The sequence below is a fragment of the Niallia sp. MER 6 genome (assembly GCF_023714395.1).
Taxonomy (GTDB): domain Bacteria; phylum Bacillota; class Bacilli; order Bacillales; family Cytobacillaceae; genus Niallia.
The window spans coordinates 306688-329502 of sequence record NZ_JAMAUK010000004.1 but is presented as its reverse complement, the minus strand read 5'-3'; the positions used below and the strand labels follow the sequence as shown (position 1 = coordinate 329502).

Annotated in this window: 20 protein-coding genes; 2 read left to right on the top strand and 18 right to left on the bottom strand. The window is 39.7% G+C overall.

Going from position 1 to position 22815, the window contains the following annotated elements:
• Nucleotides 1–153 precede the first annotated feature (153 nt).
• From M3600_RS08555 to nagA, 12 genes are all read right to left on the bottom strand, one after another.
• The gene (locus M3600_RS08555; RefSeq protein ID WP_251645361.1) at nt 154–1863 is read right to left on the bottom strand and encodes an adenine deaminase C-terminal domain-containing protein; all 1710 of its coding nucleotides are present in this window, start codon (nt 1861–1863) and stop codon (nt 154–156) included.
• 13 nt (nt 1864–1876) lie between these two features.
• Nucleotides 1877–2938 (bottom strand): ABC transporter ATP-binding protein, encoded by a 1062-nt coding sequence (locus M3600_RS08550; protein ID WP_251645355.1) that lies wholly within the window; start codon nt 2936–2938, stop codon nt 1877–1879.
• A gap of 15 nt (nt 2939–2953) precedes the next feature.
• On the bottom strand, nt 2954–3742 hold the full coding sequence (locus M3600_RS08545; protein ID WP_233316784.1) for an ABC transporter permease: 789 nt from the start codon (nt 3740–3742) through the stop codon (nt 2954–2956).
• Nucleotides 3743–3748: 6 nt separating this feature from the next.
• Nucleotides 3749–4570, bottom strand: a complete 822-nt coding sequence (locus tag M3600_RS08540; protein WP_233316783.1) for an ABC transporter permease — start codon at nt 4568–4570, stop codon at nt 3749–3751.
• 15 nt (nt 4571–4585) lie between these two features.
• The gene (locus M3600_RS08535) at nt 4586–5521 is read right to left on the bottom strand and encodes a nucleoside hydrolase (RefSeq protein WP_233316782.1); all 936 of its coding nucleotides are present in this window, start codon (nt 5519–5521) and stop codon (nt 4586–4588) included.
• Between the two features lie 18 nt (nt 5522–5539).
• Nucleotides 5540–6583 carry an ABC transporter substrate-binding protein gene (locus M3600_RS08530; RefSeq protein ID WP_251645354.1) on the bottom strand — a complete coding sequence of 348 codons (1044 nt, stop codon included), beginning with the start codon at nt 6581–6583 and terminating at the stop codon, nt 5540–5542.
• A 235-nt stretch (nt 6584–6818) separates the two neighbouring features.
• Nucleotides 6819–7163 (bottom strand): DUF2294 domain-containing protein, encoded by a 345-nt coding sequence (locus M3600_RS08525; protein WP_233316780.1) that lies wholly within the window; start codon nt 7161–7163, stop codon nt 6819–6821.
• A 440-nt stretch (nt 7164–7603) separates the two neighbouring features.
• Nucleotides 7604–9052: an N-acetylglucosamine-specific PTS transporter subunit IIBC gene (gene nagE / locus M3600_RS08520; RefSeq protein WP_233316779.1), complete on the bottom strand. Its 1449-nt coding sequence runs from the start codon at nt 9050–9052 to the stop codon at nt 7604–7606.
• A 71-nt stretch (nt 9053–9123) separates the two neighbouring features.
• The gene (gene murQ / locus M3600_RS08515) at nt 9124–10044 is read right to left on the bottom strand and encodes an N-acetylmuramic acid 6-phosphate etherase (RefSeq protein ID WP_233316778.1); all 921 of its coding nucleotides are present in this window, start codon (nt 10042–10044) and stop codon (nt 9124–9126) included.
• 4 nt (nt 10045–10048) lie between these two features.
• On the bottom strand, nt 10049–10765 hold the full coding sequence (locus tag M3600_RS08510; RefSeq protein WP_233316777.1) for a GntR family transcriptional regulator: 717 nt from the start codon (nt 10763–10765) through the stop codon (nt 10049–10051).
• Nucleotides 10762–11514, bottom strand: a complete 753-nt coding sequence (gene nagB, locus M3600_RS08505) for a glucosamine-6-phosphate deaminase (RefSeq protein ID WP_233316776.1) — start codon at nt 11512–11514, stop codon at nt 10762–10764. The genes M3600_RS08510 and nagB overlap by 4 nt, the downstream gene beginning before the upstream one ends.
• Nucleotides 11514–12710 (bottom strand): N-acetylglucosamine-6-phosphate deacetylase, encoded by a 1197-nt coding sequence (nagA, locus tag M3600_RS08500; RefSeq protein ID WP_251645391.1) that lies wholly within the window; start codon nt 12708–12710, stop codon nt 11514–11516. Before nagA ends, nagB begins: the two co-directional genes overlap by 1 nt.
• A gap of 363 nt (nt 12711–13073) precedes the next feature.
• Between nagA and M3600_RS08495 the strand changes: the two genes are divergently transcribed.
• Nucleotides 13074–14618 carry a glycosyltransferase family 2 protein gene (locus M3600_RS08495; RefSeq protein WP_251645353.1) on the top strand — a complete coding sequence of 515 codons (1545 nt, stop codon included), beginning with the start codon at nt 13074–13076 and terminating at the stop codon, nt 14616–14618.
• A gap of 40 nt (nt 14619–14658) precedes the next feature.
• Here M3600_RS08495 and melA read toward each other — a convergent pair whose 3' ends face one another.
• The 5 genes from melA to M3600_RS08470 form a co-directional block, all read right to left on the bottom strand.
• On the bottom strand, nt 14659–15960 hold the full coding sequence (melA, locus tag M3600_RS08490) for an alpha-glucosidase/alpha-galactosidase (RefSeq protein WP_251645352.1): 1302 nt from the start codon (nt 15958–15960) through the stop codon (nt 14659–14661).
• 34 nt (nt 15961–15994) lie between these two features.
• The gene (locus M3600_RS08485; RefSeq protein WP_251645350.1) at nt 15995–16585 is read right to left on the bottom strand and encodes a YesL family protein; all 591 of its coding nucleotides are present in this window, start codon (nt 16583–16585) and stop codon (nt 15995–15997) included.
• Between the two features lie 52 nt (nt 16586–16637).
• On the bottom strand, nt 16638–17525 hold the full coding sequence (locus M3600_RS08480; RefSeq protein ID WP_237940986.1) for a carbohydrate ABC transporter permease: 888 nt from the start codon (nt 17523–17525) through the stop codon (nt 16638–16640).
• The gene (locus M3600_RS08475) at nt 17512–18384 is read right to left on the bottom strand and encodes a carbohydrate ABC transporter permease (RefSeq protein ID WP_396953793.1); all 873 of its coding nucleotides are present in this window, start codon (nt 18382–18384) and stop codon (nt 17512–17514) included. Before M3600_RS08475 ends, M3600_RS08480 begins: the two co-directional genes overlap by 14 nt.
• A gap of 69 nt (nt 18385–18453) precedes the next feature.
• Nucleotides 18454–19758 carry an ABC transporter substrate-binding protein gene (locus tag M3600_RS08470; protein WP_237940984.1) on the bottom strand — a complete coding sequence of 435 codons (1305 nt, stop codon included), beginning with the start codon at nt 19756–19758 and terminating at the stop codon, nt 18454–18456.
• 489 nt (nt 19759–20247) lie between these two features.
• On the opposite strand from M3600_RS08470, the gene gntK reads away from it, so the two are divergent.
• Complete coding sequence (gntK, locus tag M3600_RS08465; RefSeq protein ID WP_251645348.1) at nt 20248–21792, top strand: gluconokinase; 1545 nt, start codon at nt 20248–20250, stop codon at nt 21790–21792.
• Between the two features lie 32 nt (nt 21793–21824).
• Here the strand turns inward: gntK and gnd are convergent, their stop codons facing one another.
• The gene (gene gnd, locus M3600_RS08460; RefSeq protein ID WP_233316769.1) at nt 21825–22721 is read right to left on the bottom strand and encodes a phosphogluconate dehydrogenase (NAD(+)-dependent, decarboxylating); all 897 of its coding nucleotides are present in this window, start codon (nt 22719–22721) and stop codon (nt 21825–21827) included.
• Nucleotides 22722–22815 lie beyond the last annotated feature (94 nt).

The following is a 22815-nucleotide window of genomic DNA, read 5'->3' as shown; positions in this document are numbered from 1 at the left end:
AATCCTATTACTCATAAAAAATCTCCAGTCCCATGTTGTTTTTTCTCTAGTTGTGTTTCTTTATTATACAAAAAAGCACCCTATAGGTAGACTTTTTTTAGTGTCTACTCTATAGGGTACATTTTAATTTAAATCTAGTTCTTTTTTTATTGCTTACTTAACCACTAAAGGAACAACCATCCCTTTATTAACATCAATTAAGCCATGATCTGTAATTTTTAATGCAGGACTTACTGGCAGCGATAAAGTGCTTAACGACATAATCGCATTATAATGTTCATAGCCAAGCGCTTGGAGTGTTGCTGTTAATTGTTCTACCTGCTTAGAAATGATAGATAAAGGCTCTTCTGAAAGAATACCGCCAACAGGCAACGGCACATTTGCAAGAATTTCGCCATTATGAACACAGCAGATTCCTCCTTGCTGCTTTATTACTTCATTCGCTGCTATCACCATATCCTCTTTATTTTGACCTAGGACAAGGAGATTATGGTTATCATGTGAATAAGTTGTGGCAACAGCACCTCTTTTCAGGACATCCCCGCCAATAAGCCCTCTTGCACTATTGCCGTTCTTGCCATAGCGTTCAAATGTAGCAAGAAGTCCGTATTCACTTTCCTCCCACTGCAGCATACCCGCTTCTATATTTAAATCATCATGTTTTTCTTCTGTGAAGGTAGAGCCGTTTTTCACATTCATTATTCGGCATTTTACTTTGCCATCATTTTTCATAAGCTTCACTTGAAAAGCATCTTCATCCAGTTTGTTTAGATTTACACTTTCGTAGAAGCTGCTCGGAAATGCTTGGCTGCTTTCTTCCTGTACGTAAGGAATTGTCTCATCATAGACCTTTGTTCCTTCTTTATATACTTCTTGGATATGAAAGCTTTCTAACTCTGAAACTAGCAGAAAATCTGCGAGCTTGCCTGGTGCAATTACGCCTCTGTCATACATTCGCATGCGGGCAGCTGGTGTATAAGTACAAGCATAAATCGCTTTCTCAGGAGACATGCCCATTGCGATAGCTTTTTTCAGGAGAACATTTAAATGCCCTCTGTTTTGCAGGGAATCTGCCATTACATCATCTGTCACAAAACAGAAATGCTCATCAACATCTTGATCAATTAAATAATCTATAACTTCTTTTGTCATTGATTTTTCTTGAATTTCAAGGAACATCCCTATTGCTATACGCTCCTTCATCCCTGCTACTGTTTGATGGGTATGATCGGATGTAACTCCTGCAAATGCCAGACTCTGTAATTCGAGATCAAGGAGTTTTGGAACATGTCCTTCAATAATAAGCTCAGGATAATTCTCTGACATATATGATAATATCTTGTTTGTTTTTCCGCCTGGTTTGGAAATAACATCATAATAATTCATGATTTCCCCAAGGCATTTTATTCTCTCTGTCTGCAGCAATTCTTCGATATCTTCTATCTCAATTGCTCCGCCAGTAGTTTCCATACTAGTTGCAGGAACCGAGCTTGGAATAGCATAGAACATGTCCAAACGACAGTTCTTGCTTGCCTTGATCATCTCTTTTACACCTGCTATTCCAAACACGTTTGCCATTTCATGAGGCTCAGGTACAATCGTGGTGACCCCATTTTTTAGCAAACCGTATGAAAATGTCGCTGGAGTAACCATCGTGCTTTCAATATGGAGGTGGATATCAATCAATCCTGGAACAAGATACATGCCAGCAGCTTCTATTATTTTCTCTGCCGTAAACGTTTCACTGCCTTTTGCACCTATATAAAAGAACTTGCCATCCTTAACAGCGACATTTGCTTTTGTGAACTGTTTGAAATAGCTGTTAAAAACCATTGCTTCTTTAATAAGCATATCTACTTTCATTGTTTGACCCCTCCTACTCTACAAGCACCATCTGATCCTTTGGAATAATCAGGACTACAACTTGTCCGACATTAAATGGTGCTGTCATCTCTTTATTAACAGTAAATTCACCAATTGGTGTGCTGACAACATATTGATAGCTTCTGCCGAGGAATGTTGTAATCTTTATTTTTCCTGGTATGCCATTAGAAGGAAGGACTTGTGTTTCGTTCCATTCTGCAAGCAGGAAGTCATCTGGCCGGACAGCTCCAACCTTTTTAGCTGGCGTCATATGGGAATGTTTTTCAACAGTAAACATACTGCCATTCTTATACAGCTCCACTATATCCCCTTTATCTTCTCTTCTATCAAACTCAATAAAGTTTTTGAAGCCGATAAAATCAGCGACAAATTTTGTTGCAGGATATTTATAAATGGTTGCAGGATCACTCAATTGCTCGATGATGCCTTTATTCATGATGGCTACTTGATCAGAAATAGAGAAGCATTCTTCTTGATCGTGAGAAACGTATACCGTTGTTATTCCAAGCTCTTGCTGTATTCTTCTTATTTCAACACGCATATTGACACGCAAATTAGCATCGAGATTGCTTAATGGTTCATCAAAAAGGAGAATATCCGGTTCAATGACAAGTGCTCTTGCGATTGCGACCCGTTGTCTTTGTCCACCTGAGAGCTCTGCAGGGTATCTTTTACCGTATCCTTCTAGATTGACGATTTCCAACATGCGCTCTACTCGCTTCACAGCTTCTGCTTTCGGAACCTTTCGCAAACGAAGACCGAAGGCAATATTATCAGCAACAGTCATATGGGGGAACAAAGCATAGTTTTGAAACACAAACCCAAAGTTTCTTTTGTTAACAGGAACCTTTGTATAATCTTTATCTTTAAACAAGAACTTCCCGTTATTTGATTGCAGGAAACCGGCAATTAGACGAAGCGTTGTTGTCTTGCCGCAGCCGCTTGGTCCAAGCAGGGATACAAGCTGCCCCTTTTCGATTTCAAGATTGAAATTCTTAAGAATTTCTTTTTTGTTATAAGCTACAGATATGTCTTGTAATGTAAACAAAGCCACATTTAACAATCCCTTCTATCTTTTTGTAAAATAGGATAATCCCATTAATCGTTCTACTATAAACATGAACAATGCAGTAATAATCATTAACAGTACAGATATAGCTGCAACAGTAGGGTCAAAGTAGTTCTCTACATACAACAGCATCTGGATTGGGAATGTGCTCACACCTGGTCCTGTCATGTAAACAGAGATATCAACATTATTGAATGACTCTAAGAAGGCAATCATTACAGCTGCAATTATGCCTGATTTTATATTCGGGACAACTATCGAGAAAAAGGTGCCAATTCTGCTTGCTCCTAAACTAAGTGCAGCTTCCTCTATCGAAAAATCAAAGTTTGTTAAGCTTGACGAGATAACACGAATAACAAACGGCAGCATGATGACAGTATGACCGATAAATAGGGAAGTATAGATCGGCAGCTCATATGCAACCACAATATAACGTAAGAAGGAAAAACCTAACACAATTCCCGGAATAAGAATTGGCGAAACAAAAATCCCATTGATAATTCCCTTACCCGCAAAGTCAAATCTGCTTAACGCATATGCAGCTGGCACGCCAAGTAATAATGCTAAAATATTTCCGGCAATGGAAACAAGGATAGATGTCTTGAATGTGCTCAAGAACATTTCTACTTGAAAAATATTTTCATACCATTTAAACGAATACTCTTCAGGAGGGAACTTCAAGATGCTTCCGCCCTCAAATGAAGTAATTGATATAATAAGCAAAGGCCCTAGTAAAAAAACAAAAACGAGGAAGGTAAACAGGGCCAACCCTCTATTCTTTTCCTGCATACACCTCTACCCCTTCGGATTAAGTTTTTTTGCTACTCCATTCATAATGGAAATAATAATAAAGGTCACGACAATCATGATTGTTGCTACAATGGATGCTAGCTTCCAATCATTTAATGTAATCGCATTTTGATATAAAAACGTCGAAATAACCCTTTGTTTTCCGCCTAGCAATGCTGGCGTTGTATAAGCTGTAAAGCTGCCGACAAACACGAGAATGCTGCCAATTACCAGCCCTGGCACACAAAGCGGCACAACAATCTTCAAGAAGACTCCGAGTTTTGATGCCCCAAGACTCTCTGCTGCCTGCAGTAAATCCATTTCGATATTCTCCATTACTCCAACAAGTGTAACAATTACTAAAGGCAGGAATAAATGCACTAAACCAATAATAATAGCTGTTGGTGTATACAAAATTTCAAGCGGCTGGTCGATAAGCCCGGCTCCTAGTAAAATCTTGTTCAGAACTCCGTTTTTCCCGATAATAATCATCCAGCTAAATGAGCGGACAACAGGGCTTGTCAACAACGGAAAAATAGTTAACAGCAGGAAAACTGCCTTTTTCCGAGCTTGAAGTTTAGAAATATAATAAGAGACCGGAAAGCCAATCAAGATACAGATAAGCGTCGTCAACAAGCTGACACGCAAGGTAGTCAGTAAAATCTTGATGAAATAATCATCCTTAAAAAAATCGATATATCCTTTTACACTAATTGTTCCATTATCATGAAAGGTTGTACCAATCATCGACAAGATTGGGATAACCATAAAGACAGTTAAAAACAGCAATCCTGGTAGAAGCAACAGGTATAGATATCTTTTCTTCATCTCATCACTCCCTGTTTAGTTTTTAGAATTTAAAGTTTCAATAAACATTTCAAAAAAGGCTTCCGTATCCACTTCAAGACATACCTCTAAATTAGGCTCCTTGTTCAAGCGGTTTTGGAAATCACACACAAACTGACCATCGCATAATTCACTCTTTGTTTCCACATCCACATAATGCTTCTCTGTTACCACCAGCTTGCTGTTAATGGCAATTCCGACCGCTAACGGGTCGTGCATGGCACATGCATGCACATTATAGCGGGAGTAGTACTTTTGCTGATAATCGCTTGTGCTTTCATCTATATAGCTCGCAAGCTTTTCATCTTTCAACTGTTGAATATGATCTCTAGTAAGCAATGCCTTTCTAGTTACATCCAAGCCAACCTGTACAATGGACGGAAAGCCAGCCTGAAGGACAATCTTTGCAGCCTCTGGATCAACATAAGCATTGAACTCAGCTGTTGGGGTAATATTGCCGACACCTCTTACTACACCGCCCATGAAAATCACCTTTTTGACATGCTTCGTAATTTGAGGACATTTTTTCACAGCCAATGCCAAGTTGGTAAGAGGACCGGTACAGATTAAGGTAACCTCTCCAGAAAAACTTAAAATTGAATTGATTATGAAGTCTGGTGCAAAGCCATCGCTTATCTCATTGCTTACAGGGATATCCTTTAACGCTCCGCCAAGGCCATCTTCTCCATGAATACGATGTTCAAAAACCGGCTTTCTAAACAAGGGAGACTCTGCTCCCTTAACAACCGGTATTTCTGTACTACCAAGCAAATCAAGTATTTTGCATGTATTAATAGTCGCGGTATTCAAGGAGACGTTTCCGCTCACTGTCGTTATACCTAACAGGTCAAAGTTTTTGCTTTTAACGGCGAGCAAAATGCCAATCGCGTCATCAATCCCTGTATCCACATCAAGTATCAGCTTTTCAGGCATTCCAAGTTCCTCCTACTCTTATTGAATAAGCTCACGGTTCCAGCGGTCTATCCACTTGCTCAAGTTCTCATTAACGAATTTCATATCCATTGTGTGAAGACTGTTAATCAAGTCTTCTCCATATGTTAGTCCCTCAGCTTCCTCTTCTGTCAGCTCAACATCAATATTTACAGGAGAATCCACTTTATTTTTTGCTGATTTCTCTTGAGCTTCTTGACCGAGAATGTAGTTGATGAATTTTTCAGAAAGCTCTTTTTGATCTGTTCCTTTAATAACATTCATTGTGTTCATTACTGCATAACCACCTTCAGCCGGTGTTACAAATTCTGCATTTGGAACTGCTTCTTTCAAGTCAGCAAAATACATTTCCATAATTGGTCCAGCTGCAATTTCGCCTTGTGCAAACATGTTTACATATTCAGAAGTTTGTCCGTATTCCTTCACAACACTTGGCATAATTTCTTTCAAGGATGTGAAAGCTGCATCTTCGTTAAATGTTTCTTGACCGCTCACCTGTGATGCTAAATCAACCATCATCGGACCTGTTGTAGAAGTGATGCTTGGAATGGTAATTTTCCCTTTTAAATCTGCACTCCATAAATCCTTCCAAGAAGTGATTTCAATTGGAGACTCATCAGGGTTATAAGCAATTCCAAACTGAGCAATTGTGTACGCTGGTCCGTATTCTTCCCCTAGCGGAGCTTTCGCTACATCATAGATTTTGTCAACATTAGGAATATTCTCGCGGTCAATCGTCTCAAATAATCCATCTTGAATGCCTTGCTGTGCATAGTAGTCTGATAAGAAAATAACATCTACATCTGAATTGCCTTGCTTGATTTTATTGAGACGATCAGCATTATTGCCTGTATCTAAAACGATTTCTACATTGTTTTCCTCTTCAAAAGGCTTATAAATTTCTTCACGGAAAAAGTCTTCATTAAAGCCCCATGTCGATACAACAAGTTTCTCTTTTCCTTCGTTGCTGCCTGAATCATTAGAACCACAAGCTGCCAATAACAGTAAAGATGATGCTGCAAATGCTTGAACTATTTTTTTCATTTTTTATGCTCCTCCATTTTCATTTCTATTAGGTATTTTTTTATAATAAATGCTGTATAATACTCCCTTTTTTTATCCTGCCCGCCTTAAAGGCGCGAAGCAAAACAAAAAAAGACAATCTTAAATAGAATCATTCTTCTACTTAAGATTGTCTTTTCTTTGATAAACAAAGGGAAAACTATCTTAGTCTTATATTTTGGCGTTTCACTCAGATAAATCCAAGCAAAAATCCTCATTATTTAGTATTTAAGACGATATTTGTAAAAGCAAATTGAGTGAATGAATCGTAATCTCTTAATAAAGCTTCAATATTCCAGCCTGTTTGTTCCTCAAGCTGCTGCCTGAACTTTTTCTTAAACAATAGAGACAGATGGAAATCCACCTCTAGCTTTAAGCTCGGCACTTCCCCTTCCAGTGCAGCTGATCGGGAAGCCCTCGGATGCTTGGCTTGCAAGGTTATTACGTTTTGATCGATGGTTACTTTCAGCAATGTGGTACCAGCACCAAACAATTCCTTTGATACTTTATTATAGATTTGAGAAAGTAATCTTTTCGTTTCATTCGAATCTATGATAATCACCTGCCAAACTGTTTATACCTGTATTATACATACCTTTTTATTTATTTACAACAAAATGTGCGCTTTTTAAATAAAAAATTATAAAAAAACAGTTCTAAAGTAATAAAATTCAAGCAAAATACGAACTATATCCAAAAACAACATTCCCTATTAAATAGAAAAAAAACACTCTTCCGCGTTAGTTTACCTCTTTTCATGTAAAAAAACGAGACACTTGTCAGAATATCTGACCAGTTTTCACTTTAACCAAATCTCTTTAATCTTGTTACATATCATATCATTATAAAATTATTTAGAAAATTACTTTTTTAATAAAAGAGCAGAATTCTTGTGAATATCACTCTTAAGGTTATTTATAACAGGAGTTACGCCTCCATTAACATACAACAAATCCCGATTACCTTTTAATCGGGATTTGTTCGTATTTTAAGAGACAGCTGTTAGTCTTCGTGTCTGATTTTCTCTATTTCATCTGCAACAAACTGCACTTGTGTGCCGACAATGACTTGAATGCTAGTTGGGCCGACGATATTAATTCCCGGCACTCCCGTCGCTTTGATTTTATTCTGATTTACTGCATTCATGTCTTTCACTTCAATTCTTAATCTTGTTACACAGTTATCGACAGAAGCGACATTTTCATCTCCGCCTAAACCTTCGTATATTTGTGAAGCCATTGCAGCAAATTTGTTATCACCAGTCTGTGTTGTTACCGCTGCTTCTTCAGCAGTCTCTTCCTCACGTCCTGGTGTCGTCAAGTTAAACTTCGTGATTAAAAAGCGGAACAGCGTATAATAAATAACGGCGAAAACCAACCCTTGAACAATCAGCATATACGGCTGGTTTGCCAAAGGCAGCCGTGAGCTTAAAATAAAATCAATTAAGCCACCGCTGAAGGAGAACCCGGCCGTCCAATGGAAGAAGGACGCGATTGCCAGTGAGAAACCAGTAAGCACGGCATGAACTAAATACAATCCAGGTGCTGCAAACATAAAGGCAAATTCAATTGGCTCTGTTACACCTGTTACGAATGCCGCAATTCCTGCTGCAAGCATAAGGGATGCGACTTGCTTCTTTCTTTTCGTCTTAGCTGTATGGTACATCGCCAAAGCAGCTGCTGGCAATCCGAACATCATAACAGGGAAGAAGCCTGCTTGATACATACCGGTCACACCTTTTTCCCCTTTGCCAGCCCAGAAGTTCCCGATATCATTAATACCTGCTAAATCAAACCAGAATACGGCATTCAGCGCATGATGGAGACCTGTCGGGATAAGCAGTCTGTTGAAGAAACCATATAAACCTGCTCCGATTGCTCCTAGCTTACTGATTTGTGTTCCAAATGATACTAATCCGCTGTAGATAGCCGGCCATAAGAATAATAAGATAACAGCAACTACAAGCATACTGACAGCACTTAGAATTGGAACAAGCCTTTTGCCGCTGAAAAATGCAAATGCGGCTGGAAGCTGTGTTTTGCTGAAGCGATTATACATAATCGATGCGACTATACCAGAAAGCATCCCAATAAAGGCATTTTCAATTTTTGTAAAGGCAATATTCACATCTTCTGGATTAACTCCTTGAAGCATCGCAACGGAATTTGTGGATAACAATGTCTTAATAACTAGAAATGCTACTAAACCGCTTAACGCAGCAGATCCATCCTTATCCTTAGATAATCCTAATGCAACCCCAACTGCAAATAAATATGGAATATTGTCAAGAATGGAAGAACCAGCCTTTATTAGAAAAGCTGCTGTTGGACTGTCTGCTCCCCATCCAGAAGGGTCGATTGCATAACCTATCCCCATTAAAATCGCTGCCGCTGGCAATACAGCTACAGGCAGCATTAAAGCTCGACCAAGTTTTTGCAAATAAGCTTTCATACTATTACCCCTTTAGTTTTTCAAAGTAAAAAAATTATATATAATAGCTTAGATTAATCTTCTTTGTTCGTTTAAGCCCTCCCCTCCTTTACGTCCTGGAAATAAAGCTGAATCGCTTTTTTTAAATGCCCCTCTGATTGTGTTAAGAATTCCGCTGCTTCCTCAGCTGCTGCACCTGTCAGAATCAAAAATGCTGCTGATTTCAAGTTAAGGTCTGCACTCATAAGAGCAGCCCGCGCCTCTTCCTCTGTTGTATCTGTTATGTTAATCAGCATCTGCACAGCTCTGTCCACAAGCTTTTTGTTAATCAGTTTCATGTCTGCCATTTCATTTTGATATACTTTGCCGAGCTTTGTCATCGTTGCTGTTGACAGCATATTCAAAATCATTTTTTGAGCTGTGCCTGCCTTCAGCCTTGTTGATCCCCTAATCACTTCAGGTCCTGTTGGCGCCTCGATCCCGATTTCGCATATAGAGGATAAAACAGTTTGTTCGTTGTTGCTGATTCCAATTGTCATCGCACCGACTTGAGCTGCAAGTTTTGCAGCAGCGAGAACGAAAGGTGTTGACCCGCTGGCTGTTACCCCTATCACCACATCGTCCTTTGCAAGAGAGTGGCTGTTCAGTGCAGCAATAATCCAGTTATCATCATCCTCTGTTTCTTCAAGGGAATTCCACATTGCTTCATATCCGCCAGCAAGGAGAGGCACCCATCTGTTTTGCGCGATTGAAAACGTCGGAACTAGCTCTACTGCATCAACTACCGCCAGTCTGCCACTCGTCCCTGCCCCAACAACAAAGCATCTGCCGCCGCGCTTCCATCTGTCAGCAATCCCATCGACGGCAAGGCTAATTTCTGCCAGTGCTCCACGGACTGCCTGAGCAACTCCTTCATCCTCCTTGTTCATAAATTGAACAATCTCTAGTGTTGACCATTCATCTAAATGAAGACTGTGTGGATTGCGCTGCTCTGTTCCTCTTAATTCGCTCATATTTTCACCTCTTCATATCGATGACAAATTTATAGCGGTCTCCTCTGTAAATGGATTTAACATACTCAAAGGCCGCTCCATTTTCCAAATAGCTGTAGCGTTCAATAAGCAGCACAGGATCGCCTTCCTCAATTTTTAATAAATTGCATTCATTTCCTTGAGCAAGGGATGACTCCAGCGTTTGTGATGCATGGCTGATTGTAAGCTGCAGCTCCTTTTCAATATAATCATAAAGGGAGGCGTGAATGGTTTTTTCGGTCAGGTCAGTGATAATATGGGCCGGTAAATAAGAAACCTCCAGCGCCATTGGACTTTCATCTGCTAGCCTTAGACGGCTCACTTCATATACCGGCATGTTTTCTTCTATTTTCAGCTTTGCAGCAATATTTTTGTCAGAACTGATTTGTTGAAAAGAAAGGATTTTCGTCTGCGGCTTCATCCCCCTTGAACGCATATCCTCTGAAAAACTCGTCAAGCCGGAAAGAGGCTGCTCTACCTTCTGTGCTGCAACGAAGGTTCCTTTGCCTCTCTTTCTAACTAAAATACCTTCATTGACAAGATTATTGATAGCTTGACGGACAGTCATTCTGCTGATGTCATATTTCTCTGCAAATTCTCTTTCAGAACTAATTGGGTCCCCAGGATTTAAGCCCTTTACAAGCTCCTTTATTTCCGTTTCCAGCTGAAAATAGATTGGAATATGGGAATCCTTAATAATCAACGATACACACTTCCTTCTTTATCCTTCAAAATTGCCAAAGCTTCACTGTCTGCAATTATTGTTACATCTGGATGCTGCTTCAGAATAGATGCAGGAATATCTTCTGTCACCTCTGTTTGGAAAAGATTATATAAGATCGGCGCTTTTTTGCTGCCTGAAGCGAGCAAAATAATTTTTCTGCTTTTCATGATGGTAGAGATCCCCATAGAAATCGCATGTGTCGGTACGTCATCGCGATTTTCAAAGTATCTTGCATTTGCCTCTCTTGTTGACTCATCCAATTCGACAACACTTGTCTTCGAGGTAAATGATGTGCCCGGCTCATTGAAGCCAATATGGCCATTTTCGCCAATACCAAGAATTTGTAAGTCCACTCCTCCTAATTTGTCGATCAGCTCCTCATATTCTGCGGCATCTTGTTCATATGGCGGTGTTTCCGCCTTTGGAAGATGAACATTTTCTCTTTTAATGTCAATATGATCAAACAGATGCTTATCCATATAATAGGAATAGCTTTGTTCACTATTTGCCTCTAAGCCCACATATTCGTCTAAGTTAACAGTTTTGATGTTTTCATAGGATGTTTTGTTTTGCTTAAAGTCTTCTGCAAGACGTTTATATGTCCCAGCAGGTGTTCCGCCAGTTGCCAAACCAAGAATAGCATCAGGCTTTTCCTTCACAAGTCTGATGATGGCATCTGCTGCCTGCGCACTCATTTTTTCATAGTTATCTACTTCGATCCATTTCATTATTCTGCACCTCCGGATTTTGCTGCGATTATTCCTCTGCAAATGGTTAAGATTACTTTATTGTTGTCATCTAGTACGACTAAATCTGCATCCTTGCCTGTTTTAATACTGCCTTTTCTATCTAAAACGCCAATTTGTTTAGCTGGATTATAAGCACCCATTGTGATGACATCCTCTAACGAACAGCCTGTAAAAGCCATCATATTGGTGAGTGCATCATTCATCTTTAAAGTGCTTCCAGCAAGAGCCCCATTTTCGAGCAACGCTTTGCCGTCTTTTACAATTACTTTCTGACCGCCTAGTGAGGAAACACCATCTTCAAGCCATTTTGCTCTCATGCTGTCTGTTATCAGAATGATTTTATCCTTCCCCTTTTGTTTATAGGTCAGTTTGACGATTTCTGGATGGATATGAACTCCATCTACAATCATCTCTGCTGTTAACTCATCATGAAGGAGGACAGCTCCAGCTGTGCCTGGGTCTCTATGATGGAAACCTCTCATGCCATTATATAGATGTGTAACATGATTCATTCCTGCTTGTACGGCTTCAACTACTTCCTCATAAACAGCATCTGTGTGTCCCATTGACGCGACAATACCATTCTCTTTTAAGTAAGCTGCAAGCTTTAGCCCATTCTCCTTCTCAGGCGCTAATGTAACCAGTCGAATCTGGTTACCAGCCAGTTGATTCCATCTTTGGAAAAGCTCAATATCTGCCGTTTTAATTGCATCGAGCGGCTGTGCTCCTGCTCTCTTTTCATTAATAAATGGTCCTTCTAAATGAACGCCCAGAATTTCTGCCTGGCCTGGTTTGTTGTCTGTTTCTATAAATGCCGAAATGCACGTAAGCGCAGATTCAATTTCTTCCTGCCCTTGTGTCATCGTTGTCGCTAAAAAGCTTGTTGTTCCCTCATATGGCAGGATTTCGGCGATCGTCTTTAGTCCATCGTGTGAACCATCCATCGCATCGGCATTTTTCGCCCCATGAATATGAATGTCAATCATCCCTGGAATAAGCTTGCTTCCTTTAGGGAATGATATTGTTTGCACGTTCTCTGTCTTCTCAAGCTCCGCTAATTTTCCGTAAGAATGAATCCTTCCTTTCTCCATAAGCAAATAACCATCTGAGAGCACTCCCTCTTCTGTGTAAATGGTTAAGTCTTTAAGAAGCAAAAGCTCACCTTGTTCCTTCATTGTCATAACATGATCCCTTCTAACTGAAAATGATTTATCAACTATATAACTAGATGTCTAGACCAGTTAATTCAATATAAACCAATTCTAGCAAATATTAAAAATAATGCTTGGTTTTTGTGAGATTATCTGACCTATTTTTTTAGCGATCAATCGAAACCGCTTACAAGCAGATTATAAATGACTGCCCTTTATATTGTCAATACTTCTATTTTATTCTCCCCTTTCCCTTGGATTTTATTTCTAAAACTAGCATAATTTCGTGAAAAATGTATAGTTTTATACTAAATATTTCATAATGGTGATAGCACTAGTTTAACTAATAGCTTCAAATAAATACATTAAAGAAAGTTTGGATGATAGATGAATCTACTCTTTTTTCGGCCGAAAACTAAAACTGCCAGCGATTATGAGCTTTTCCAGCATCCCAACCAGACTGCAGCCCCCATTGTAACGGTGGTTACACCTGTATACAACAATGATGCCACTATAAAAAAAACAATCGATTCTGTTTTGAATCAAACATTAGGAGAAAAAATTGAATACATCCTCGTGGATGACGGTTCAACAGATAATACCCGCTCCATTCTGCTTGAGTACAGCAAGAAACATCCAAATATTAAGCTAGCATTCCTAAAGAAGAATACAGGGACACCTGCCTACCCAAGAAACTTAGGTATAAAGCTTGCTAAGGCTCCCTATATTTCATTCCTTGATGCAGATGACTGGTTTGAATTATCCGGGCTTGAAAAGCTTTATAATGTGCTTAAAGAAACAAATGATGATTATATCGTGGGTAAAACTGTGAAAATACGGACAGACGGTACAGCAATCGTGGGAGAGCATGAATCAAGCACAGAGCGAAGGAATGTTCCGCCAGTTTCTATCCCCCATATCTTTCATCACTTAGGACCACGAGCAAGAATGATGAAAACGAGCATTATTAAAGAAAATGGCCTAAAGTTTCCTGCCATGAAATTTGCCGAAGATAAGCAATTTTTTATGGATGTGCTCGCATGCTGTAAATCCATCTCAACAACAAAAGATGTCATTTACTATTTAAACAGACAAAACGAAAATAAAGATTCCTTAACTTCAAGAACGAATGTCCTACATAAGATGAAATGTAATCAAAAGGTGATTCACTACTTTAAGGGCAAAGAACTTGATCCTGTTATAAAAAAGATGATACTGAACAGATTATATGAATTTGACTGCTTTACCGGCTTTATCAACCGTTACCATACTTTGCGAAGTGAAAAATCTTCAGTAAAGCATAAAGCAAATGACTATTTGAAAAGGAAAGCCTATGTATGGACAATGAAAAAAACATTAAGGACAGCTAAGAGTTTAGATTATGACATTAGCGATCATTTCTTTAAGCCTATTAACAAAGCATGCTATCAGCTTTTTAAAAACGGTTGCTATAAGGAAGTGGAAGAACTCACCCGCTGGCATGCGAATACAAAAATAAAGAACTTTCATTTTAAAGATGATCAAGTCTTTATGGTGTCACCATTAGCAGAGCCCTATAAATATATCGAGCTTCCAGCTCATGCAGAGCTTGCCAACTGCACCCCTAACACGGACCATATTAGCCTTCATTTGAAGGCAACAGGTGTTGATGCAGCGATCCAAGAACTTCTTTTACGGGACAGGCAGTCCGCAGCATCAGAATTCAGCCTTCCTGCATCCGTCGATGAAAATGGTGAAGGAATAATAGCCATACCGCTCGAGTGGCTAAGCGCTCTTCCAAAATCAGTGTACAATCTTTATTTACGCTACAATGACTATCAAAAGGTGCAATTGCATATCCCGGCATCTATAGAAAGCTTAAAGAAACAGCAGAGTAAAAACTGTCATTTCTATTGTACTGTTAATCAAAATCTTGCTTTGAAAATTAAATAAAGAAAAAACAGGATGCATCCATAATAGATGCATCCATTTTTCATTCGTAATTCGGCAGCCAGCTTCCATGTGCTTCAATTAAATCATCACACATGGCAACAATATCATCAATAGACAGTTCAGCTGCAGTATGAGGGTCCAGCAGGGCTGCTTGATAAATATATTCTTTTTTCCGGGTGACAGCAGCTTCAATTGTCAGCAGCTGTGTATTGATATTAGTTCTGTTTAATGCAGCTAGCTGCTCTGGAAGCTCGCCTATATAGCATGGCAATATCCCGTTGCGATCAACAAGGCACGGCACCTCGACACATGCCTTTTCAGGCAGGTTGCTGATTAAGCCGCCTGTGTTTAAAACATTGCCTCCAAATTTGAAAGGGATGTTTGTTTCCATCGCTTCGATAATTCTTGAACCATATTCGTGGGAGCGCACATGTGTTAGATTGCTGTTATGTACAAGCTCCTTGCGCATTTTTTCCCAGTTTTCGATTTGCTGAACACAGCGGCGCGGATATTCATCCAACGGAATTTGAAAGCGGTCAATTAATTCAGGATAGCGCTTCTTAATGAAATATGGATGATATTCAGCATTATGCTCTGATGATTCAGTCACATAAAAACCAAATCTCTCCATCAATTCAAACCGGACCATGTCCGAATGCTTTTGCAATTGCTTTTCTCTCGCGCGCCTCTTTATTTCTGGATATAAGTCCTGCCCGTCTGCTTTTACTTCCAAAAGCCATGCCATATGATTAATCCCGGCAATCTTCTCCTCTACATTACTGGCTTTTATCCCTAAAGACTTTAAAAGATGGGATGTACAAACTTGAACACTGTGACACAGTCCGACTGTCTTAACATTCGTATAACGGAGCATCGCACCAGTAAGTGCTGCCATTGGGTTTGTATAATTCAAAAACAAGGCATCAGGACAAACTTCTTCCATATCCTTCGCAAACTCAAGCATGACAGGAATAGTCCGTAAACTGCGGAAAATACCGCCAACTCCAACAGTATCTGCAATTGTTTGACGCAGACCGTATTTTTTCGGAATCTCAAAGTCGATAACTGTGCTAGGCTTATACCCGCCAACTTGGATGGCATTTATGACATATTTTGCTCCTCTTAATGCTTCCTTCCGATTGGAATAAGCTTTTATCGTAATAGAGCAATTATAGTTGTTACGCAAATTGTTCAGCATATTTTCCGAATCCTTCAAGCGGCCTTCATCAATATCAAACAGAGCAAACTCAAAACCTTCCAGTGCAGGGACCATCATGCAGTCTCCTAGTACATTTTTTGCAAACACAGTGCTTCCTGCTCCGATGAAAGTAATTTTGGACATATGTTTTTCTCCCCTCTATTCTTCTATAAAACCGCTATGCTTGTTTACGCAGTATGTTCCTGTATGCTGTATTAACATTCCAAGTCAGCCACAGCGCTATCGTGCTTCCTAGGAATAACAAGAAGAAGCCGGCGAATCGGCTGAAAACAGCAAAAATCGTGATAGTGCCGATCACCATAATTGCGCTGTGTGCAATCCGGGTAATGCTCATAAACAGCATACTTTTCAGCACTTCCCTTATAGTTTGTTTCTTTTCCACTAATAGAGGAAATAAGTATGGAAGCATAATGATATAAACAAATGCAATAGTCAGTAGAGTATATCTGAAAACTACAAAAATAGTACTCTCTGCTTGTAAAAAAAACTGGAAATCAACATACAGCAAGATACCAGTAAATAGAACGATTGCCCCTAAAATATTTGCCTGGATGAAATACGCTTTGAACTTTAGCATAAACTCTCGGAACATATGGTCATCTCCCGCTCCCTCGAGCCATTGTTTCGTTAAAGAAAACATGGCTGCAGTTGCAGGAAAAATTCCAAACAGGACAAGTCCTGCGGCTGTAAACAGCAGCCAGAGAAGATTAGCATACAGCAGGCGGTATATCCATGTGCACGCATTCATCAGCTTGTTAATAAGATCACCTCATTAAGGATAGTTCTAACCATCAATGACTTTAGCCTTTAGAGCCCGTTAAGGCGATGCCTTCAATAATTTGTTTTTGGGCAAAAATATAGACAATAATAACTGGAATAATGGAAATGGTCGTTCCAGCCATCATCAAGGACCAGTCTGTAAAATATAAGCCTTTAAAGGTATTCAAGAGCAGCGGAACAGTGAAGTTTTCTGGTGAAGTTAAATAAATCAGCGGCTCTAAAAAACTGTTCCATATTCCCATAAAGGCAAATATTCCGAAGGCAGCAAGTGCTGGTTTGATCAATGGCAGTATGATGCTTCGATAAATCCGAATTGGGTTTGCCCCATCTAATACAGCTGCCTCGATTTGTTCATTCGGTATCCCTCTAATAAACTGCCGCAATAAAAACACCCCGAATGCATTAAACAAGCCAGCTGGAACAATTAAGGATAGATGTGTATCAATCCAGCCAAAGGCATCCATAATTAAGTACAATGGCACCATCGTCACTTGCTTCGGTATCATCATTGTTGCCAAGAACATAATGAACAGCAGATTGGAACCGCAAAAGCGCATTTTTGCGAAAGCAAATGCAGCCATGGAACAAGTCAGCAAGTTTAAAAGCACAACAACTGCTGTTATATAGAAGCTGTTAAAATAAGCTTTTGCAAATGGCATGGCTGTTAAGGAATTGGGATAGTTTTGGAAATTAATAGGATTAGGGAACCATTTCGGCGGCACAAGGAAAATTTGCGACATATCTTTCAGTGAGCTGCTTATTGTCCAAAGGAAAGGTGCAACCATCAAAAAGGCACCAGCAATTAGGACAAGATGGAGCAATATGCGCAGAACAGAGATTTTTTTCTTTGTTGGCAATGGAACCACAGGCTTGGGGGCTGTATTAACCGGTACGTCATTGATCTTCATAATGCACCCACCTTTTCGACATTTTGAATTGGATTAGCGTAAATGCGAGTATGATGACAAACAATACCATTGCTGCTGCCGAGCTGATACCCATTTTGAAATCAACAAAGGCGGCTTCGTAAATATGATACACAAACGTGTAGCTCGATTTAGCAGGTCCTCCGCTTGTCATAACATAAGCCTGATCAAAAACTTGGAAAGAAGAAATAATTGCCATTATAGCAATGAAGAAGGTCGTTGGTGATAGCAGAGGCAAGGTAATATGGCGAAGCTTTTGCCACTTTGTTGCTCCGTCTATTTCTGCCGCCTCATAATAGGATTTAGAAATCCCCTGCAGGCCTGCCAAAAAAATAACCATATTATGTCCTAGTCCCCACCAGATACTTAGAATAGCAATCGATGGCATGACCCAGTTTGTGTCTGTCAGCCACATTGGTCCTTTAATTCCAAAGTTTGCTAGAATTTGATTTAATATGCCGAAGTCTCCATTTAAAATCCACATCCAGATAACCCCGATAGAAACAGAGCTTGTAACAACAGGCATAAAATAAAAAAGTCTGTAGAAATTTTTGCCCTTAATTTTATTGAGAGCAATTGCAACCGCTAATGACAAAGCGATACTGACAGGAATGACTAAAATTGTATAATAAACCGTATTTCCTAAGGCCTTCCAAAAGTCGGCATCTTGAAATTGATCGATATAGTTAGCTAACCCAATAAATTCTTTAGCGCCAAACCCGTCCCATTTCATAAAGCTCAATGTTAATGTGAAGATAACTGGAATCAATGAAAATAGTATTAATCCGATTAATTGCGGAGCTAAAAATGCATATCCCCAAAGATTTTGTCGGCCTCTCATCAGCGTTCACCCACTTTTTTTAAAATAGAAGGGGGAAAGGAATTCCTTCCCCTTCCTCCATTTACTTTTTTATTCCGCTTTATGTTCTTCAATCATTTCTTTCGCTTTTTTCGTCAGTTTATCTACTGTTGTCTGGGCATCATCTTTGCCAAGATACATCAAGTCCATTATGTCATTGACTTCCTTATCCAACCCAGGAATGGTGGATTGAATTGCGTTTGCATAGCCTTTTTCCCTTGCTTCAATAATATAGTTGACATGCTCTGGAACATTGGAGCTAGTAATTGCTTCATCAATACCATTGATAGAAGGAATTGCATTTCCGATACCGTTAAGACGCTGCTCTTGCCCTACCTTAGATGTGTAGTAAGAAACAAATTTCATCGCCGCCTCTTTATTTTTTGAATCTTTATTAGCAGCTAGATATGCAGTCGGAATGGCAACAGGCTCTTGCTTATTTTCTGTATTAGATGGCCATGAAATATAATCCCATTCTAATGATTTATTTTCATGGAAAAGTGGTGTGAACCATCTGCCTGCAGTAACCATGCCAACTTGCCCTGACATAAACATCGCCTCAGAGCCTTGACCTTTCGGCAGAGATCCTGAATAAGTGAAGTTCTTTCCTTTAATCATTTGCTCCAAGAAACTCATTGCGCCAATTCCTTTTTCATTTTGATCGAGAATGAATTCGCCAGTCTCTTTGTTGTAAATTTCCCCGCCGTTAGCCCAAATCCAGCTGAAAAGAGTATTCCATGAGTTATCAACAATTAATCCGTATTTGCCGCCGTCACGCAGGGCATCAGTCACTTCCTTCATCGCTTCGAAATTCCATTTGCCTTCGTCATAATAGTCCTGAGGAGACTTAATTCCAAGCTCTGAAAACAGCTTTTTATTGTAATATATAAGCATCGGATTGCAATCGACTGTGATGCCGTAAATCTCATTGTCTTTTTTAGCCGCTCCCCATAACCCTTCTGCAAATTCATCTGGTTTTGCATAGCTTTCCGAGCTGTTCATAAATTCACCGAGCGGTGCAAGCTTGCCTGTTTCAATAATTTTGGAAATATCACCGTCACCGACATAGAATACATCTGGTGCTTGGCTTCCTTGCAGCTGTGTTTGCAGCTTTTGAATATACCCATCACTTGGGATTGGTACTAACTTCACTTTAATATTTGGATTTTCTTTCATGAATCCATCGACCGCTTTTTGATACACCTTTATTTCAGCTGGATTTCCCCATGCTGAGAAGGTGAGCTGGACTGTATCGTCTGACCCCGAAGTGCCTGATTTGGAACTGCAGGCTTGCAGTATTGGCACAAGCACTAAAATCATGACGATTGTTAACAAAATCAGCTTGCTTTTTTTCATGTTTCTTCCCCTCTTTTCTCTGTTTGATTTCTGACTATCTAAGAGGACCCCACTCCCTTAAATAAACTCAGAGTCTAACACGTTCATCTCTTTAAAACATCAGACAAACTTGCAACCGCTTACAAACTTAAAGAAAAAATTTTGTATTTCTATGATGTCAGACGGGGATCATTCCTAATAGCGCAATATGTAACCGCTACCAATTACAAGTTTTAGTCTAAGTGCCCGCTTCCGCTTTTTCAAGAATATCCCTTACAAAAATTTCCCTATAATTCGAGTTACGAAGGGATATTTGTCGCCGTGATGTTTGATTTCTTGTCCTGTTTCTTTTATTCTTTTAATGAAAACAGTTCCAAAAATAAAAAAGATGCTTTAAAATAAAAGAGAAGAAAAAATTTTTCTAACAAGTTTATGTTTTCTAGAAATTTTTTTTGTTACCGTTTACTCTTAATTTATATTTAAGGATTTTATGATAAAGGAGATTTCGTAATGTTTAAGGATTCCTTCTATTTAGGTGTTGATATTGGAACGACAAGCACAAAAGCTGTATTATTCGGCGAAGCTGGCAAGGTAATCAGCATGCATCATGTTGAATACCCGCTTTACAGCCCTGCACCTGCCATTGCCGAGCAAGACCCTGATGAAATACTTTCTGCTGCGAAAGAAGCAATCAAGACTACATTGAAAAAAGGTAATGTCGAGCTGGAGAAATTAAAGCTTGTTTCCTTCAGTGCTGCGATGCACAGTATAATTGCTCTCGATGATAAAAACAAACCCCTGACTAAATGCATCACGTGGGCAGACAGCCGTTCAGCTGAATGGGCAGATAAAATTAAGAATGACTTAAATGGGATGGAAATATACAAGCGCACAGGCACTCCAATCCATCCGATGTCTCCTCTTGCAAAAATCGCTTGGCTTAGAGCTGATCATCCGGAGATCTTCACAAAAACTGCTAAATTTATTGGTATAAAGGAATATATCTTTCATCATTTCTTTGGAGAATTCATTGTCGATTATTCCATTGCTTCTGCTACAGGTTTGTTTAACCTAGAACAGCTTGACTGGGATAAAGAAGCACTTGAAATTGCTGGAATAACTCCAGACCATTTGCCTTTACCTGTTCCGACAACACACGCTGTCACAGGTCTCAAGGAAGAGCTTGCTTTAGAGCTCGGTCTCTCTCAAGAAGTTCCTTTTATCGTTGGAGCCAATGACGGAGTTCTATCCAATCTAGGTGTAAATGCTATTGATCCTGGTGTGGTAGCTGTCACAATCGGCACGAGCGGTGCAATCCGAACTGTAACAGATAAACCTGTGACAGATCCAAAAGGGCGGACTTTCTGCTACTGCCTCACAGAAAACCATTGGGTAGTCGGCGGTCCTGTCAATAACGGCGGAATGACGTTCAGATGGGTTCGTGATGAACTGGCTTCATCAGAAGTGGAGACTGCAAAGCGTCTAGGCATTGATCCGTATGAAGTGTTAACGAAGATTGCTTCCCGCGTTCTTCCTGGAGCAGACGGACTTCTGTTTCATCCATATTTAGCAGGGGAACGAGCTCCGCTTTGGAATTCGAACGCAAGAGGCTCCTTCTTTGGACTTGGTCTTCACCATAAGAAAGAACATATGGTGAGAGCTGTGCTTGAAGGCGTTATATTAAATCTGTATACAGTAATGCTTGCTTTGCAGGAGGTAATCGGTGAGCCGAAGCAAATCCAGGCTACTGGCGGTTTTGCCCGGTCTGAGCTTTGGAGGCAAATGATGGCTGACATCTTTAATCAGGAAGTGACAGTCCCTGAAAGCTTTGAAAGCTCTTGCCTTGGTGCAGTCGTTCTCGGCATGTATGGACTTGGAGAAATTGAAGATTTCAGCATTATGAAAGAGCTTGTCGGCAGCACACATGCTCATAAGCCTATCAAAGAGAATGTTGTCATCTATGAAGATTTAACACCAATCTTTATCCGTATCTCCAGATTGCTTAATAATGAGTATGAGTATATCGCTGACTTCCAGCGCAAGTGGGTTAAATAAAAAGAGGCTGCAGCAATTAGCTGCAGCTTTTTTTACTTCTTCTCTACACTATGGCCTCCGAATTCATTTCTTAATGAAGCTACGACTTTTCCTGTGAATGTATCCTCCTCTAACGAACGGTAGCGCATCATAAGCGACATCGCAGTCACAGGCATCGCCACTTGCAGATCAAGTGCTGTTTCCAGTGTCCACTTTCCTTCTCCTGATGAATGCATTACTCCTTTAATGCTTTCAAGTTTTGGATCTTTCGAGAAGGCATTTTGTGTTAATTCCATCAGCCATGAGCGGATGACAGAGCCATTATTCCAAACTTTCGCAACCTGCTCATGGTCAAAGTTGAATTCACTTTTCTCAAGCAATTCAAACCCCTCTGCAATTGACTGCATCATTCCATACTCAATTCCGTTATGAACCATTTTTAAGAAATGGCCGCTGCCAATTTCTCCTGTATATAAATAACCATTCTCCACACAAATATCTCTAAAAAGGCCTTCCACACTTGTGAAGACGTCTTTGTCTCCTCCAATCATCATGCACGCACCGTTTCTAGCTCCACTTGTTCCCCCGCTAGTGCCTACATCAAGATAATGAATGCCTTTTGTCTTCAGCTCAGCTGCTCTCCTTTTTGTGTCCTGATAATGGGAATTGCCACCTTCTATGATAATATCCCCTTCTTCTAATTGCTCGCTAAGCTCTAAGATAACATCCTCGGTAATTTTTCCTGATGGTACCATTACCCAAATCACCCGCGGACTTGGCAAACTAGCAGCTAAATCTGCTATTGTCTTTACACCAAGGGCACCAGCTGCTGAAATTTTTTCTACAGCGCTTACATTTACGTCAAAAGCTGTTACACTATAATTATGATCCAATAAATTCTCTGCTAAATTGAATCCCATTTTTCCTAGACCTATTAATCCAATATTCATTTTTATAACGCTCCCTCATGAAAAAAATTTTCTCTCTCATCTTTATTATACGAAATTTTTTTCATTAATGAAAGCGTATTAAAAAATATTTTTT

What these genes read in the sequence shown, in the direction of transcription:
- M3600_RS08555 (WP_251645361.1), bottom strand. Translation starts at nt 1,863, where the DNA reads ATGAAAGTAGATATGCTTATTAAAGAAGCAATGGTTTTTAACAGCTAT.
- M3600_RS08545 (WP_233316784.1), bottom strand. Translation starts at nt 3,742, where the DNA reads ATGCAGGAAAAGAATAGAGGGTTGGCCCTGTTTACCTTCCTCGTTTTT.
- M3600_RS08540 (WP_233316783.1), bottom strand. Translation starts at nt 4,570, where the DNA reads ATGAAGAAAAGATATCTATACCTGTTGCTTCTACCAGGATTGCTGTTT.
- M3600_RS08535 (WP_233316782.1), bottom strand. Translation starts at nt 5,521, where the DNA reads ATGCCTGAAAAGCTGATACTTGATGTGGATACAGGGATTGATGACGCG.
- M3600_RS08530 (WP_251645354.1), bottom strand. Translation starts at nt 6,583, where the DNA reads ATGAAAAAAATAGTTCAAGCATTTGCAGCATCATCTTTACTGTTATTG.
- nagE (WP_233316779.1), bottom strand. Translation starts at nt 9,052, where the DNA reads ATGAAAGCTTATTTGCAAAAACTTGGTCGAGCTTTAATGCTGCCTGTA.
- murQ (WP_233316778.1), bottom strand. Translation starts at nt 10,044, where the DNA reads ATGAGCGAATTAAGAGGAACAGAGCAGCGCAATCCACACAGTCTTCAT.
- nagB (WP_233316776.1), bottom strand. Translation starts at nt 11,514, where the DNA reads ATGAAATGGATCGAAGTAGATAACTATGAAAAAATGAGTGCGCAGGCA.
- nagA (WP_251645391.1), bottom strand. Translation starts at nt 12,710, where the DNA reads ATGAAGGAACAAGGTGAGCTTTTGCTTCTTAAAGACTTAACCATTTAC.
- M3600_RS08495 (WP_251645353.1), top strand. Translation starts at nt 13,074, where the DNA reads ATGAATCTACTCTTTTTTCGGCCGAAAACTAAAACTGCCAGCGATTAT.
- melA (WP_251645352.1), bottom strand. Translation starts at nt 15,960, where the DNA reads ATGTCCAAAATTACTTTCATCGGAGCAGGAAGCACTGTGTTTGCAAAA.
- M3600_RS08485 (WP_251645350.1), bottom strand. Translation starts at nt 16,585, where the DNA reads ATGAATGCGTGCACATGGATATACCGCCTGCTGTATGCTAATCTTCTC.
- M3600_RS08480 (WP_237940986.1), bottom strand. Translation starts at nt 17,525, where the DNA reads ATGAAGATCAATGACGTACCGGTTAATACAGCCCCCAAGCCTGTGGTT.
- M3600_RS08475 (WP_396953793.1), bottom strand. Translation starts at nt 18,384, where the DNA reads ATGAGAGGCCGACAAAATCTTTGGGGATATGCATTTTTAGCTCCGCAA.
- M3600_RS08470 (WP_237940984.1), bottom strand. Translation starts at nt 19,758, where the DNA reads ATGAAAAAAAGCAAGCTGATTTTGTTAACAATCGTCATGATTTTAGTG.
- gntK (WP_251645348.1), top strand. Translation starts at nt 20,248, where the DNA reads ATGTTTAAGGATTCCTTCTATTTAGGTGTTGATATTGGAACGACAAGC.
- gnd (WP_233316769.1), bottom strand. Translation starts at nt 22,721, where the DNA reads ATGAATATTGGATTAATAGGTCTAGGAAAAATGGGATTCAATTTAGCA.